At 37.6% G+C, this 14,175-nt stretch carries 14 protein-coding genes; all 14 read left to right on the forward strand.

Annotation, left to right across the window (positions count from 1 at the left end; genetic code table 11):
• The first annotated feature begins 742 nt into the window (after window positions 1-742).
• Window positions 743-1,990 (forward strand): ATP-binding protein, encoded by a 1,248-nt coding sequence (locus HPT25_RS11610; RefSeq protein ID WP_173063995.1) that lies wholly within the window; start codon window positions 743-745, stop codon window positions 1,988-1,990.
• A gap of 263 nt (window positions 1,991-2,253) precedes the next feature.
• The gene (bcaP, locus tag HPT25_RS11615) at window positions 2,254-3,669 is read left to right on the forward strand and encodes a branched-chain amino acid transporter BcaP (protein WP_173063998.1); all 1,416 of its coding nucleotides are present in this window, start codon (window positions 2,254-2,256) and stop codon (window positions 3,667-3,669) included.
• A gap of 186 nt (window positions 3,670-3,855) precedes the next feature.
• On the forward strand, window positions 3,856-5,097 hold the full coding sequence (locus HPT25_RS11620) for an ATP-binding protein (protein ID WP_173064001.1): 1,242 nt from the start codon (window positions 3,856-3,858) through the stop codon (window positions 5,095-5,097).
• 276 nt (window positions 5,098-5,373) lie between these two features.
• Window positions 5,374-6,084: a sensor histidine kinase family protein gene (locus tag HPT25_RS11625; RefSeq protein ID WP_173064004.1), complete on the forward strand. Its 711-nt coding sequence runs from the start codon at window positions 5,374-5,376 to the stop codon at window positions 6,082-6,084.
• Complete coding sequence (locus HPT25_RS11630) at window positions 6,081-6,641, forward strand: ATP-binding protein (protein WP_173064007.1); 561 nt, start codon at window positions 6,081-6,083, stop codon at window positions 6,639-6,641. The genes HPT25_RS11625 and HPT25_RS11630 overlap by 4 nt, the downstream gene beginning before the upstream one ends.
• A gap of 138 nt (window positions 6,642-6,779) precedes the next feature.
• Window positions 6,780-7,943 (forward strand): HD-GYP domain-containing protein, encoded by a 1,164-nt coding sequence (locus HPT25_RS11635; protein WP_173064010.1) that lies wholly within the window; start codon window positions 6,780-6,782, stop codon window positions 7,941-7,943.
• 428 nt (window positions 7,944-8,371) lie between these two features.
• Window positions 8,372-9,454 (forward strand): hypothetical protein, encoded by a 1,083-nt coding sequence (locus HPT25_RS11640; RefSeq protein WP_173064013.1) that lies wholly within the window; start codon window positions 8,372-8,374, stop codon window positions 9,452-9,454.
• Window positions 9,441-11,597, forward strand: a complete 2,157-nt coding sequence (locus HPT25_RS11645; RefSeq protein ID WP_173064016.1) for a molybdopterin oxidoreductase family protein — start codon at window positions 9,441-9,443, stop codon at window positions 11,595-11,597. Before HPT25_RS11640 ends, HPT25_RS11645 begins: the two co-directional genes overlap by 14 nt.
• 13 nt (window positions 11,598-11,610) lie before the next feature.
• Window positions 11,611-12,171, forward strand: coding sequence for a 4Fe-4S dicluster domain-containing protein (locus HPT25_RS11650; RefSeq protein WP_173064019.1), 561 nt, complete (start codon window positions 11,611-11,613; stop codon window positions 12,169-12,171).
• A gap of 11 nt (window positions 12,172-12,182) precedes the next feature.
• A complete protein-coding gene (locus HPT25_RS11655; RefSeq protein ID WP_173064021.1) occupies window positions 12,183-12,707 on the forward strand; it encodes a Rieske (2Fe-2S) protein in 525 nt (174 codons plus the stop codon).
• Window positions 12,697-12,888 carry a hypothetical protein gene (locus tag HPT25_RS11660; RefSeq protein WP_173064024.1) on the forward strand — a complete coding sequence of 64 codons (192 nt, stop codon included), beginning with the start codon at window positions 12,697-12,699 and terminating at the stop codon, window positions 12,886-12,888. Before HPT25_RS11655 ends, HPT25_RS11660 begins: the two co-directional genes overlap by 11 nt.
• Window positions 12,881-13,192: a hypothetical protein gene (locus HPT25_RS11665; protein WP_173064027.1), complete on the forward strand. Its 312-nt coding sequence runs from the start codon at window positions 12,881-12,883 to the stop codon at window positions 13,190-13,192. Before HPT25_RS11660 ends, HPT25_RS11665 begins: the two co-directional genes overlap by 8 nt.
• Window positions 13,179-13,460 carry a hypothetical protein gene (locus tag HPT25_RS11670; RefSeq protein WP_173064029.1) on the forward strand — a complete coding sequence of 94 codons (282 nt, stop codon included), beginning with the start codon at window positions 13,179-13,181 and terminating at the stop codon, window positions 13,458-13,460. The genes HPT25_RS11665 and HPT25_RS11670 overlap by 14 nt, the downstream gene beginning before the upstream one ends.
• 48 nt (window positions 13,461-13,508) lie before the next feature.
• Window positions 13,509-14,162, forward strand: coding sequence for a sensor histidine kinase (locus HPT25_RS11675; RefSeq protein WP_173064032.1), 654 nt, complete (start codon window positions 13,509-13,511; stop codon window positions 14,160-14,162).
• Window positions 14,163-14,175: the final 13 nt, after the last annotated feature.

Below are 14,175 nucleotides of genomic sequence, written 5' to 3' on the forward strand. Positions count from 1 at the left end.
ATAAGCATTTTTCTGTCCGTAGTCATCCTTCCGTAAGGAAGGAGCTAACAAAGGGTTGAACACCAAACTCATTCAAACAGTTTATTTTACAGGGTCGAGCCACCAAAAAAAGCCACGTAGTAAATTACTGTTTGTGTCACTAACATTATCGCCAGAGGAAATTTATTTTCATGCACGGGTTGGGAGGGAAAACTCATGTATGTTTATTTATCTAAATAGAAGATCGAAGAAAATGGACGAAGGCAGAAGAAACGATGTTCTTCTGCCTTCATTTATTATATATTGGTAACTTGTTAAGCTGCAGTTACGAATTAAGGGTTCATAAATGTAAAAATTAAAAATTGATTGTCATGGAACAATCTTGCCGCGGTACAATTTCCACTGTAGGTTTTATAACCTAAACGACGTAAGCCCTACCTCTCTTACATCCTTACGGCTCCTAAGCCGTTCCAGTGTGAATAAGTCTTTCCGATAAAACAAGAGTGGAAAGCCAGAAAAATTCTTACATTGGATATTTATTCTTCAAGTTACATCAGCAACGCATAGAAAAATATTTTATCTCATAAAGTTGATTTTGTCAATATAAAATTCATTTATTCATCATGAAAGAAAAATAAAGATTATAAGGCGAGTTAAAGAAGTAAATATAAAAAAATGAATAAAAATGGAATTTATTGCAGGAAAATGCATTTTTTTGTCGTATAAATATTTGGGTATGGTTTTTTCATTGGAGGATTAATTGATGCTGGCAGAAAAACTTCTTTTGAATTTATTAATAACAATTGCTCCCATTCTGCTTTGCAGTGTTCTTTTTGAAAATAGAAACAAATCTCCTATTGTCGGCGGTTTATTGCAAAGTATTGCAGCTCTATCGTGTATGCTATTTTCCTATTCACACTATAGTTTTCATTGGGATTTTCGATACGTTCCTCTAATTTTAGCTATTCTTTATGAAGGTCCTGTTTCTGGCTGGATGGTTTTGATTGCTATTTTGGGGCTCAGGCTTATGCAAGGCGGGGAAACAACCGTTTTTAGTATCATTGATACTATGGTGATCGCCATTTTCGCCACGATCATAAAGAAAAAATTTTGGACCCGCACCCCGAATACAAGAGTCCTCCTCGCGATACTAGTAGCCGTATTCACCTTGTTGGTCTGCTATTCTTCCCTTAACATTTACCACATAATTAGCGGTCAATCGTGTACATTAATGTTAAATATACCGGACATATTTAGTATTGGTGCAATCAATATACTGGCCATTGCCATTGCATCAAGGCTAAAGGAGGGGGAGATTGAAAAAGCAAAAATGAAGACAGAAATTCAAAGAGCCGAGAAGTTAAATACGCTCGGAGAATTGGCGGCCTCCATCGCTCACGAGGTACGAAATCCACTAACCGTCGTAAAGGGTTTTCTTCAGTTGATGCAACAGCAGGAGGCAGGGAAAAACTATGAATACCTTTCACTTGTATTAAGTGAATTGGGGAGAGCAGAAACAATCATTAATGACTATTTGAATTTTGCTAAACCGCAGTTTGAAAAAATAGAAGAATTTCCTTTACAGGAAGTATTAGTGGAAATCATTATGCTGCTGGCTCCTCTAGCAGTTAAACAAGGAGTAGAGCTGGAGAGTGAACTAGATTCATCCAATTTTACCTTAATCACGGACCGCAATAAGTTAAAACAGGCACTGGTTAATTTAATTAAGAATGCAATTGAAGCAACCTCCGAGGGAGGCAAAGTAAAGATTCATAATAAGACATATCTAAGTCATTCCTGCATTGTAATTGCTGATAATGGAAAAGGTATGACAGCTGAGCAGTTAGCGAGAATAGGAACCTTATTTTATACGACAAAAGAAAAAGGGACAGGTCTTGGCACATCTGTATCCATAAGAATTATTGAAACGATGAGCGGAAAAGTTTCATTTGAAAGTGAACTGGGGGTTGGGACAAAGGTGACCTTGCTCCTACCGGGAAAAAGTGATTGAGTAAGTAGTACATAATCTAACTAGCCAGGCTGGGTAGTTTTCTTATTGAAAAACAATAAAGATTTTTTAGAATAATTTGAAATTTATTTGCAAATAAATTTCATTTGAAAACATACTGTTGTGGGAATATTTTACTTGGTATAATTTGAAATTAATTTTATTTTTCAAAATATATTGCTTTTTACCTAAAAAGATTATATTATACCAGTATACATTTTTATATTTTTCTGAACATTTAGAAACCGCTCGAGGAGGATTAATATATGAGTTTATTCAGAAAAAAATCGATCCAGACCTTAATACAAGAGGCTGGAAAGAAAGACGTCACATTAAAGAAGGATTTAGGTGCTTTTGACCTTTCCATGTTGGGGATTGGAGCCATTATCGGTACCGGAATCTTCGTATTAACAGGTGTTGCTGCAGCAGAACACGCAGGGCCCGCACTTATTCTATCATTTGTTTTGTCTGGTTTAGCCTGTGTATTCGCAGCACTTTGCTATGCTGAATTTGCGTCGACAGTCCCAGTTTCGGGAAGTGCTTATACGTACAGCTATGCAACTTTTGGTGAATTAGTTGCTTGGATTTTAGGATGGGACTTAATTCTTGAATACGGATTTGCTTCATCGGCTGTAGCCAGTGGATGGTCAGGGTATTTCCAAGGTTTGCTTGGAGGTTTTGGTATTCATTTCCCTAAGGCACTATCTAGTGCCTATGATCCAGCAAACGGAACATATGTCGATCTACCAGCTATCTTGATTGTATTATTGATTACGTTCCTTTTGACACAAGGTGTTAAAAAATCAGCACGTTTTAACAGTATCATGGTTCTCATTAAGTTAGCAGTTGTTGTTTTATTCATCGCTGTGGGTGTATGGTATGTAAAACCACATAACTGGACGCCGTTTATGCCATTCGGTTTCTCTGGTGTTGCTACAGGTGCTGCCACCGTGTTCTTCGCATATATCGGATTTGATGCCGTTTCAACTGCTGCGGAAGAAGTAAGAAATCCGCAGAAAAATATGCCAATAGGAATTATCGCTTCACTTCTTATTTGTACAGTGCTTTACATTGTGGTTTCAGCCATTTTAACAGGTATTGTTCCTTATCAAAAGCTTGATGTGAAAAACCCTGTTGCATTCGCGCTTCAATATATCCATCAGGATTGGGTTGCTGGTTTTATCTCAGTTGGTGCGATGATCGGGATTACAACTGTATTACTTGTAATGATTTATGGACAAACTCGCTTATTCTATGCAATCGGCCGTGACGGTCTTTTACCTAAAATATTCTCAAAGGTAGATCAAAAGAAACAAACTCCAAAAGTCAATACTTGGATTACATTTACATTAGTATCAGTTTTCTCTGGCTTAGTTCCATTAAGCAAACTTGCAGACTTAACAAACATCGGAACATTATTCGCTTTCATGACTGTATCAGTAGGTATTTTGTACCTTCGTAAAAATAAACAAGCACCAAAAAGCGGCTTCCGCGTTCCATTTGTACCATATATTCCGATTCTTGCATTCATCTTCTGCGGCTATTTAGCACTTCAATTACCAAAAGTAACTTGGATCGCATTCGGAATTTGGTTAGTGATTGGCTTGTTCGTATACTTCGGATACGGCCGCAAGCACTCCACATTAAATGAAAACGCAGATTCAGTTCAAAAAGTCGGCTAATAATGAAATAAGAGTCCCTTTACGGGGCTCTTGTTTTTTGTAGGAATTAATTGAGAAAATATGTCGAATATCTTGGTATTATCATAATTAATATCAAAATCAATGAAGATAATGGTAGAATAGTTGGAGAACTTTTTATTTATTTTAGTTATCTTCAGAAAAGTTTTGGTATTAAGGAGATGCATAATGAAAATAGACAGTAAAAGACCAGAGTTAATTTTTGAAGAAAAAAAGGCGATTAAACTATTTTTGTGGATATTTTTAGTTACCTACATAATATATGATTTATACTGGTATCTATTTATACCAGCGTATACCCATGCAAAAACGATAAAATTTCCGGACGGGGGATTTGGGTATTGGCGTTACTTTTTAATCTTTTTTATGTTAGTAATCTCAATATTTTTAATTAAAAAAGATAAAATCTTTGGTGTTAAATATTTTATTCTAATAAGTTATTTTTCTATCGATTTTTTAGATACCTTTTTGAAGTATTTTCATACTTCAAAAGAGTTTGCGTCAGGCCATATAGTAGAACTTTTTTTTGTGTTATTTGCCCCGATATTTGTTAATAAGAAGTATTTTTGGATTACTTCATTAGTGGTAATCTTAAAATATTTTTTATTAGGAGTTACATTACATACTAAGATGGTCATATTCCCTATAGTATTAATAATTGTAATAAGTGGAATTTCATATTTTCTATTAATGAGGTTTTGTTCATATATAGTCTCTTTAACTTCTGTTTATGAAGAGCTTAAGAAAAAGGAAAAGTTAGCTGTAGTAGGTCAAATGGCTGCTGCAATTGGCCATGAAATTCGTAACCCGTTATCTTCTTTAAAAGGTTTCACTCAATTCCAGCATGAGCAATATCCAAATACAAATGATTTTTATCCAATTATGATTGATGAAATTGATCGAATTGATTCAATAGTTACTGATTTAATGTATATTGGCAAACCTAAGGCACTCATGATAGAAAAAACAAGTATTCAGGAAATAATTACGTACACAGTTTCTGTTTCTAAACAGCATGCTGATAGACAGGGAATTTCTATAGAAGTAAAGTTGGATGATCAAGTACCATTAATTGATGGTGATGAAAAACGCTTGAAGCAGGTATTTATAAACCTAATTAAAAATGCAATTGAAGCTATGCCTGACGGAGGAAAGATAAAAATCAAAGTCCATTTATTTCAAGGAAATCAAATTTGTATATCAATTGAAGATGATGGCTGCGGTATAGAAAAGGAAAATATTAAAAGTCTAGGAGAACCGTTTTTTTCTACAAAAACAGATGGTACAGGTTTGGGATTAATGGTTACAAAGCAGATTATTATGGATCACAATGGTTCATTTAAAATTCAAAGTGAAATTGGAAAAGGCACAAAAGTAGATGTTATTTTATCGATAATAAATAAGCAATAGGAATAGAACAATAGTGATGCCTGAACGAGGTGCGAGCTAAGCAATGGTTTAGCCCAATTAAATTGGAATCTATAGGAAGTTTTTTGAATAAGCAATACCAAAAGAAAGTCCAGTAATGGGCTCTTTTTTATGTTGACATAGACAAAAAATATGTCGAAAATAGTTGATTTATTAATTTTTATGCCAATATTCACTTAGAAAATGGTAAAATAGTAGGAGGACTTTATATTATTTTTAAAATCTTCAGGAAGACGTTAGCGTTAAGGAGCAACCAGAATGAACATAAATAGCGGAAGACCAGAGCTTATTTTTGAAGAGAAAAAAGCAATTAAACTTTTTTTGTGGTTATTTTATATTCTTTATTTAATATTTGAGGGATTTTGGTATTCTATTTTTCAAAAATTAACAACTTCTGGAGTAACTAAAGGTTCTTCAGTCGGCTTGGGATTTTGGGTATATATATTGATCTCGACTTTTATTCCTATTTCTATATATTTTATCAAAAAGAATAATCCATATATTATTAAATACATTATTTTATTTTCATATATCCTGATCGATATAGTTGATAATATTATAAGGTATTATGGGACAACAAAGCCTTTTGCCTCTGGTGAAGTTGTAGAAGTCTTAATTGTATTTTTTACACCTGTATTTGTTAATAAGAGATACTTTTGGTGTGCTTCTTTAGGGATTATGGCGAAGTATGCCTTTTTAGGAATAATATTACACAATAAAACTGCCTTTGCCCCAATAGGCATTATTATGATCTTAGTAGCAATTGCTTATGTTCTTTTAATACGATTTAATTCATACATTAATTCATTAACTGTGGTGTATGAGGAACTTCGAAAAAATGAAAAACTAGCAGTGGTGGGCCAAATGGCTGCCGCAATTGGTCATGAAATCCGCAATCCTTTGTCTTCATTAAAAGGTTTTACTCAGCTTCAGCATGAGAGCTATACAAATGCATCTACCAGATCATGATCGAAGAAATTGATCGGATTGATTCCATTGTTAGTGATTTTATGTATCTGGGTAAACCAAAGCCAATCATTCTTGAAAAGGCAAGTATCGAAGAAATAATCGCCTATACAGTTTCAATTACAAAACACCATGCGGATACAAAGGGAGTCACAGTTGAAACTAATTTGGAAGATCAAGTGCCATTAATAGATTGTGATGAAAGACGTTTAAAACAGGTATTTATAAACTTAATAAAAAATGCAATTGAATCAATGCCTGGCGGCGGAAAAATAAGTATTCACTTAGAAAAGACTGGTGATAATGGTATTTCGGTTTCTATTGAGGATGAAGGATGTGGGATTTCGGAAGAAGTTATTTCCAATCTTGGCATTCCTTTTAATAGTACTAAAAAAGATGGAACTGGATTGGGTTTAATGGTAACAAGCCAAATTATTAAAGAGCATAACGGGGAATTGGTAATAGGTAATAAGTTAGATGAGGGAGCAAGGGTAATCGTCAATATTCCAATTAAGCAAAATTTTAAAAATTCCAGTAATACTTCAGGTATAACAAACTAAAGGTTTCATGGCTCTTTTCTATAAGATATAATGAAAAGGTAAACTCAATGATTTTGTTTGTCTGTTATCTAACGATAATTTTAGTCATTAATTTGGATTTTATGAAAGGCATGTGTAGTTGATACACTAGGAAAAATTATGATAATACATGAAGAACAAAGGGCAATCAAATGGTTTCTTTTAGTTTTTTATATAATTTTATTTAGTTATGATTTTTTTTACTATTTTTTTGCACCAGTCTATGTAACGCATAGAAAGGTAGGCTTTCCTAGTCATTATTGGTATTTTACCTATTTTATATTAATATTATTGATTCCAGTGATGTACTATTTAAATAAAAGAAATAAGCAAGCTAAGATCAAATATGTCTTATTTATTACTTATTTGATTACAGTATTTATTATAGATGTATTAACATATTATAAAAGCACTTTACCATATACTAGTGGGAATATGGTAGAAGTATTTCTAATATTATCTTTACCTATTTTTTTAAATAGAAACTTTTTTTGGTTAGTATCTAGTGGACTTACTATTAAATATTTTTTAATCGGAATTACACTACATTCAACCTATGTCATTATGCCTATATTGTTAATTATAACGTTGGCAATCATGTCATTTTTTTTACTTGTACGTTTTCAGGGCTATGTAAAGGCAATTAGTGAATCGTATGATAAGCAATTACAAGGAATTGTCAAAGGAGTAATAGCGACTCTTGAATTGAAAGATCCATATACTAGGGGCCACAGTGAGAGAGTTGCAAACTATGCCATATTACTTGAAAAAGAATTAGGGAAATTTAAAAAAGAAGAACAAAAATCTTTCTTTTATTCTTGTTTACTACATGATATTGGAAAAGTACATATTCCGGATTCAATTTTAATGAAACCAGGAAAACTCACAGAAGAAGAATATAAAATAATAAAATCGCACCCTGTTGTTGGTGCAGATGCTGTAAAAAATGTTGATGAATTAAGAAATAGTTTAAGCGTAATTCGTTCTCATCATGAGCGTTGGGATGGTAAAGGCTATCCCGATCAATTAAAGGGGGATGAAATTCCGTTTCCAGCAAGAATTGTTGCTATAGCAGATGCTTTCGATGCTATGACTTCTTCAAGGTCATATAGAGGTGCAATGCCAGTTGAAGAAGCATACAATCGCATCCTCGAAGGGCAAGGTTCCCAATTTGATCCAATGCTGGTTGAAGAGTTTAAAAAGGTCTTTCCAACTTGGGTCAAATTTCATGAAGAATATCCATGGAACAAAAAGTGGGAATTACTTAGGGAGGTGGAAAAATGAACATCCTCAAACTTAAGAAATTAATAACAGCTTGTTGGTGGTGCGCTTGGTTAGGTGTGTAATATGTCATCAACAAGTAAAAGGATGCTATTTTTCTTGGCATCCTTTTACTTGTTATTTTAAGTGGACGGTCCATCGATGAGCAATCTTATACTACATTGACTCTTTCATTGAGACCAAGTGAAATAGATATGATTTATACAGGTCCCAACTGTTGATTACTCTTGACTTATTGCTATCCTCCCGGTGAAAAAATATATTTGTATCTGCCAAGTTGCCACATGTGACAAAACTTTGTCGAAATCTTCATTTCTAAGGGTTTTTTCCCTCGATGATGAGGGAGTTCCCCGATATAGATAACACTTTCGTTTTTCTTACAATAAGTGTAAGGAAACGGAAGTGTTATTTTTTTTTAGGAGGAGCAAGAAATGGAGTCAACTATTACCACGGCTAAAAAATCGAAACAATCGGTTAATGATGCATTTGCATCGCATTTTGCCAAGTCAGTGTTTTATACCATCGTTGCCCTTGCGATCGTAACGTTTATCGGCACCAGAATGTTTACACATATCGATTTGAACTTGTACGGATACATGGTAGGAACGATCGTGTTTATTGGGGGATTTTTCTATCGATTTATTGCATGGGGGGAAAGACCGCCAACGAAAAACATTATTAAAAAAGGGTTAAGACTTCTTTTTAGAAAAAGCACTTTAAAAACGGTCGTCGGTCATTTGGCAGTGTTTGATTTCATCCGCAAACGGGGAGTTTACCGTTGGATTCAGCATATTTTGATCGGCTGGGGCTGTGTTCTTGCCTGCTTAGTTACATTTCCGCTTGTGTTCGGCTGGATGTATTTTACGATGTCCGAGAACGGCTTTTATACGATTGTTCTGTTTGGCATCAATATCATGACCGTTCCTGCTGAAGGAGCAATTGCCTTTCTATCTTACAATGCTTTAAACATTGCGGCAGTTATGGTCATTACGGGCGTATGTATGGCGCTATATCGCCGCTTGAAAAATATGCAGGCTAGGGCGGAGCAAAAGTTCATGTATGACTTCCTACCGCTTTACCTTTTGTTATTGATCTCCGTAACTGGTTTGTTATTAACCTTCCAAAATATTGTCCTACATGGCTGGATGCAGCCGCAAATGTCGTTGATTCACCAGTTTTCTGTCATTGTCACACTCATCTACCTGCCATTTGGAAAGCTTGCACATATCCCATTCCGGCCGATGAGTGTATTTGCGAGAAACTATCGGGAGCATTATGGGGAACAGCATATGAAAGAATGCAAAGTCTGCGGAGACAAATTTGTATCCGTGGAACAATCAAACGATGTTATCAATGTTTTAGGTGTGAATCAGATCGAATTTAATATGGAAGATGGCTTTAATCTTGCTGAATTGTGCCTGCCATGCCGCAGAAAATATCGGATTGCCAGATTCTCGGGAATTCCTACCCACCAATTGAAGGTCAAGGAGGCAAATCAGAATGCAAAGGGATAAGTTTTTTAAGGAAATAGAAAATGTCTGCCATCCGAATGAAACATTAATTAAAACCCATTGCAGCTATTGCGGCATGCAGTGCGGGATGAACCTGAGGGTAAATACAAAAACCAATAAAATTATTGGGGTGGAGCCACGCTATGATTGGCCGGTAAACGTCGGGAAAATGTGTCCCAAAGGTGTTACCGCCTACCAGCAAACGAATCACCCTGACCGGATCTTAAAGCCGTTAATTCGGGATGATGCCTCCTTAAAAGGGACCACCAGCGGCTTCCGTGAAGCGGCATGGGATGAAGCCTATGATTTAATCGCTAAGAAATTTAAAGAACTGCAAAGTCATTACGGGAAAGATACATTGTCTGTATTCAGCGGCGTATCGATGACAAATGAAAAGTGTTATTTGACAGGAAAGTTTGCCAGGGTGGCATTGCAAACACGCTACATTGATTACAATGGCCGCTTCTGTATGTCGAGTGCTGCAGGCGGATTCCTTCGTTCTTTCGGAGTTGACCGGGGATCGACATTGCCATGGACCGATATCCATGAAACAGACTGCTTATTCATCGCTGGAAGCAATACAGCAGAATGTCATCCAACCTCCATGTTTCGTGTATGGAATGTGCAGGAACGAGGCGGATACCTCATCGTGGCCGATCCTCGGGAAACACCAATAGCAAGAAGAGCGGATATCCACCTCGACTTAAGACCGGGAACAGACCTAGCTCTTGCAAATGGAATCTTAAATCTACTTATTCAAAAGGGCTATGTTGATGAAGCGTTCGTTAATAATCATACAAATGGTTTTGAGGAAACAAAGGAATTGGTAAAAGAATTTACACCGGAATATACAAGCCAAATTACCGGCATCGCTCCGGAAAAAATTATCCGTGCCGCTGAGATTTACGGAAAAGCTCCAAATGCCATTGTTATGTTTGCCCGCGGGATTGAGCAGCAAACAAAGGGCGTAGATAACGTATCGGGCTATACGAATATGGCCCTGGTTACCGGGAAAATTGGTCGGCCAAAATCTGGCGTTGCCACGTTTACCGGACAAGGAAACGGACAGGGCGGCCGTGAGCATGGACAAAAGTCTGACTTGCTGCCAGGTTATCGCAAATTAACCAATCCAAAACATGTTGAAGAAGTATGTAAGGTATGGGGAATAACCCCAGATGAAATGCCGCAGCCCGGTGTGTCTGCTTACGAATTGTTCGAACTGATGGAACAAAAAACGATTCGCGGCTTATATCTGCTTTGCTCAAACCCGGCTGTTTCCGCTCCAAATCAAAACTTTGTCCGTAAAGCATTAAAAAGCTTGGATTTTATGGTTTGTGCAGACTTCTATTTGTCCGAATCAGCTGAATTTGCCGATGTTGTGCTGCCTTCCGTGACATGGTCTGAGGATGAAGGCACCGTCACAAATCTGGAAGGCAGGATTATTAAAATCAATCAGGCACAAGAACCGCTTGGAGAATCAAAGCCGGATTGGCAAATGCAAGCAGAGCTCGCCGAACGCCTTGGCCGGGGGAAATATTTTTCCCATTTAAAAACAGCAAGAGATGTGGCCGATGAATTCCGGTTAGCCTCAAAAGGCGGCTATGCCGATTATTACGGCGCAACGTGGGATAAAATCGACAAGCAAGATGGGGTTTTCTGGCCGTGCCGTGATGAAAACGACCCGGGAACACCGCATATGTTCCTTGATAAAAAGTTCTATCATCCGGACGGGAAAGCAAAAATTTGTGCGCTTCCATACCGTCCGCCTGCTGAGGAACCTGATCAGCAATACCCATTAAGGTTAACAACGGGCCGTGTGGTGTTCCACTATCTTTCAGGAAACCAAACCCGCCGGATTCAATTCTTACGTGATATGTGTCCGGAACCATATGTAGAAGTCCATCCGGAAACAGCAGCAAAATACAAGATTGAACACGAAGAAAATATCCGTCTCTATACAAGAAGAGGGGAAGCCGTATATAAAGTGAAAATCACCGAGGCCATCCGTAAAGATACGGTGTTTGTACCGTACCATTTCGGTCATGATCAATCTATTAATCTGTTAACCATAGCTGCACTTGACCCGATATCCCGGATGCCGGAGTTTAAGGCATGCGCCGCACAGATTGAAAAACTAAGAAAGTAAGAAGGTGCAGTAAATGAAAAAGAGGCTTTATTTAGAGCTAGAGAACTGTATAGGATGCCGTTCCTGTTTGGCAGCCTGCACACAGTGCGGCGGGCATGAACAGCGGAACCGTAACTATGTTTATGATGTGAACCCGCTGGTAAATCGGCAGACCATGCCTCTGATGTGCCTTCACTGTGTGAATCCGGCATGTGCTAGAAGCTGCCCGGCCCAGGCTATCCAAATTCATGAAACGGGTGCTGTTCTATCTGCTTTAGTAGAAAAGTGCATTGGCTGTCAAAATTGCACGATTGCTTGCCCGTATGGAATACCAAAATTTGATACAGAACAGAATCTGATGTATAAATGCGACCTTTGTATTGACCGTACGAAGGATGGAATTCCGCCAATGTGTGCGAGTGTCTGCCCTTCCAATACACTGCAATGGTTAACAGATGAAGAAATTGAAGCAAAACAAAAGCAATTTCATTTAAAAAACGGCAAATGGGTAACAAGCATGCCTTATTTGGAAGGCGAAACAAATGTAAGAGTAAACCTCCCTGGAATCCTTCAGGGTGTCACGAAATTGTATTAGGGGGATGGATCATGAGCGATAAAAATAATAAAGTCCCGTTCAATGAAGATAATTATACACATAATATTAACCGAAATAATGAAAGGAAACTGGATCGCCGCGGTTTTATGAAGACGTTAGTTGGTGCGGCAGGGGTGTTTGCCATTTCCTCACTACCTTTTGGAGCTCTGGCCGCTAAAGAATTGAGCGGACTCAGTGATAAAAAATATCAGAAGCACAAAATTACCGATGTCAAATCCATTTCGATTGGCGATGCTGTTGATTTTGCCTTTCCTGGCGAGCACGATAGCGCCATTTTGATCAGATTATCGGAGAATAAATATGTGGCCTATCAAAATGCCTGTACACACCTTCGCTGTCCTGTTTTTTGGAAAAAGGAAGAAGGGGAAATGATCTGCCCATGCCATCACGGTAAATTTGATGTGAAAACAGGGGAGCCGATTGCCGGACCGCCAAGGCGTCCGCTTCCGGAAATTTACGTAAAAGTGGAAAACGGCGCGGTATATGCTGTGGGGGTGAAGCGCTATGAAGCGTAGTTACATTCCAGTCGCTCTCCTGCTTGCTGTCCTGATGCTGAACATCATTTTTACACAATATATGGTTCACCAATTCTTTTATGAACATTATCGTAATTCCTTGATTGCCGCTGTAGTGAATGTCATTCTGTTCCCTATCGCTTTCCTGATTTATAAAAAAGGTGTGAGTATTAATGACTAGTGAGACATATATTGATTTTTATTTTGTCCGTCCGCTTGAAGGGGGATTTGCTCTCGTAATTGATGAGCTGTTAAAAAAGGTCTTTACCAAAAAGCAATTAAATTGGTATTTGGAAGAAAAATATGTTGAAGGTGTGGAACTAGTCATTGCAGAAGTAAAAGGAATGAGCAGCTGGGCTTATGAAGATGAGGCGATTGAATTTCTTGAAGAGAATGCCGACCAACGATTTTGGAAATTCCTGCAAGGATATAAAATGTTTATCTACCCAGTATTGAGAGGATGTAATAGTTGTGGAAAGCATTAACTTGGAGGATATGAAACGTTTTATCGGAGTGCCTGTTAAAATTATGATTCAGGATCAGTCAGGCGGGGACCAGGCAGCGACGGTATCAAAGACGATAAAAAAAATCCAGCTTTGCCCTGATGGCACCCACATTCGTTTTTATTTTGATGAATTTTATTTTTTAGCCGTCCCACTTGCAAGCAATGTATGTGAATCAGAAGAACAGTGGTCGGCTGTCGATGGAGAAAACGGGTTAACTTATATCCTCAAAAAGGTTCAGGTCTTTTAAAAGAACCTGCCTTTTTACTATTGCTAATAAAGAGAGGAGGCCGGATAAATGGATCCACTTCAAACAAAGCAACAAATAAGTTCCTATATTATAGATAGCCAGGAAGAAGATATAAAGCGAATCGCGCTTGAACTCCATGAAGGGGTCGGTCAAAATTTGTATAGTATTTTAACAGGGTTGCAGTTTGTGAATTCCGCTATCAAAGAGCCTCAAATAAAAGGTTACCTCCAGGAAATGACGCTTCTGATTGAAAAGACGATTCGAGAAACGAGAACGCTCTCGGTTGAATTGCATCCGCCTGTCCTGACAACACTTGGGCTGATTCCGGCATTAAGAAGCTATCTGAAGCTTTATACCTCCACATTCGGTATTCTCGTAGACTTGGATTCTGCCGGTATGGAAAAAATAATCCCAGAGCGCAACAGTATTGCCGTATTTCGCGTTTGCCAAGAAGCGTTGGTGAATGCTGCGAAATATGCTGATACTTCTAATGTGAAAATGACCGTTCATTGGACAGAAGATGAATTAATGATAAGAATTCAAGATTTCGGCAAAGGCTTGAACCTTAAGGAACTGCGATTTCCTAAACCAACATCAGGGCTTGCTGCAATGAAAGAACGAATGCTTCTGATTGGCGGACAATGTATGATATCCTCTAAGATAGGCGAGGGAACATTGATAGAAATTTCTCTTCCGTTATAAAGGGGGTTATGGT

This window comes from Neobacillus endophyticus (genome assembly GCF_013248975.1).
In the GTDB taxonomy this organism is placed as follows: domain Bacteria; phylum Bacillota; class Bacilli; order Bacillales; family Cytobacillaceae; genus Neobacillus; species Neobacillus endophyticus.

Coding starts and splice junctions, on each gene's coding strand:
- HPT25_RS11610 (WP_173063995.1), top strand. CDS start 743: ATGCTGGCAGAAAAACTTCTTTTGAATTTATTAATAACAATTGCTCCC.
- bcaP (WP_173063998.1), top strand. CDS start 2,254: ATGAGTTTATTCAGAAAAAAATCGATCCAGACCTTAATACAAGAGGCT.
- HPT25_RS11620 (WP_173064001.1), top strand. CDS start 3,856: ATGAAAATAGACAGTAAAAGACCAGAGTTAATTTTTGAAGAAAAAAAG.
- HPT25_RS11625 (WP_173064004.1), top strand. CDS start 5,374: ATGAACATAAATAGCGGAAGACCAGAGCTTATTTTTGAAGAGAAAAAA.
- HPT25_RS11630 (WP_173064007.1), top strand. CDS start 6,081: ATGATCGAAGAAATTGATCGGATTGATTCCATTGTTAGTGATTTTATG.
- HPT25_RS11635 (WP_173064010.1), top strand. CDS start 6,780: ATGATAATACATGAAGAACAAAGGGCAATCAAATGGTTTCTTTTAGTT.
- HPT25_RS11640 (WP_173064013.1), top strand. CDS start 8,372: ATGGAGTCAACTATTACCACGGCTAAAAAATCGAAACAATCGGTTAAT.
- HPT25_RS11645 (WP_173064016.1), top strand. CDS start 9,441: ATGCAAAGGGATAAGTTTTTTAAGGAAATAGAAAATGTCTGCCATCCG.
- HPT25_RS11650 (WP_173064019.1), top strand. CDS start 11,611: ATGAAAAAGAGGCTTTATTTAGAGCTAGAGAACTGTATAGGATGCCGT.
- HPT25_RS11655 (WP_173064021.1), top strand. CDS start 12,183: ATGAGCGATAAAAATAATAAAGTCCCGTTCAATGAAGATAATTATACA.
- HPT25_RS11660 (WP_173064024.1), top strand. CDS start 12,697: ATGAAGCGTAGTTACATTCCAGTCGCTCTCCTGCTTGCTGTCCTGATG.
- HPT25_RS11665 (WP_173064027.1), top strand. CDS start 12,881: ATGACTAGTGAGACATATATTGATTTTTATTTTGTCCGTCCGCTTGAA.
- HPT25_RS11675 (WP_173064032.1), top strand. CDS start 13,509: ATGGATCCACTTCAAACAAAGCAACAAATAAGTTCCTATATTATAGAT.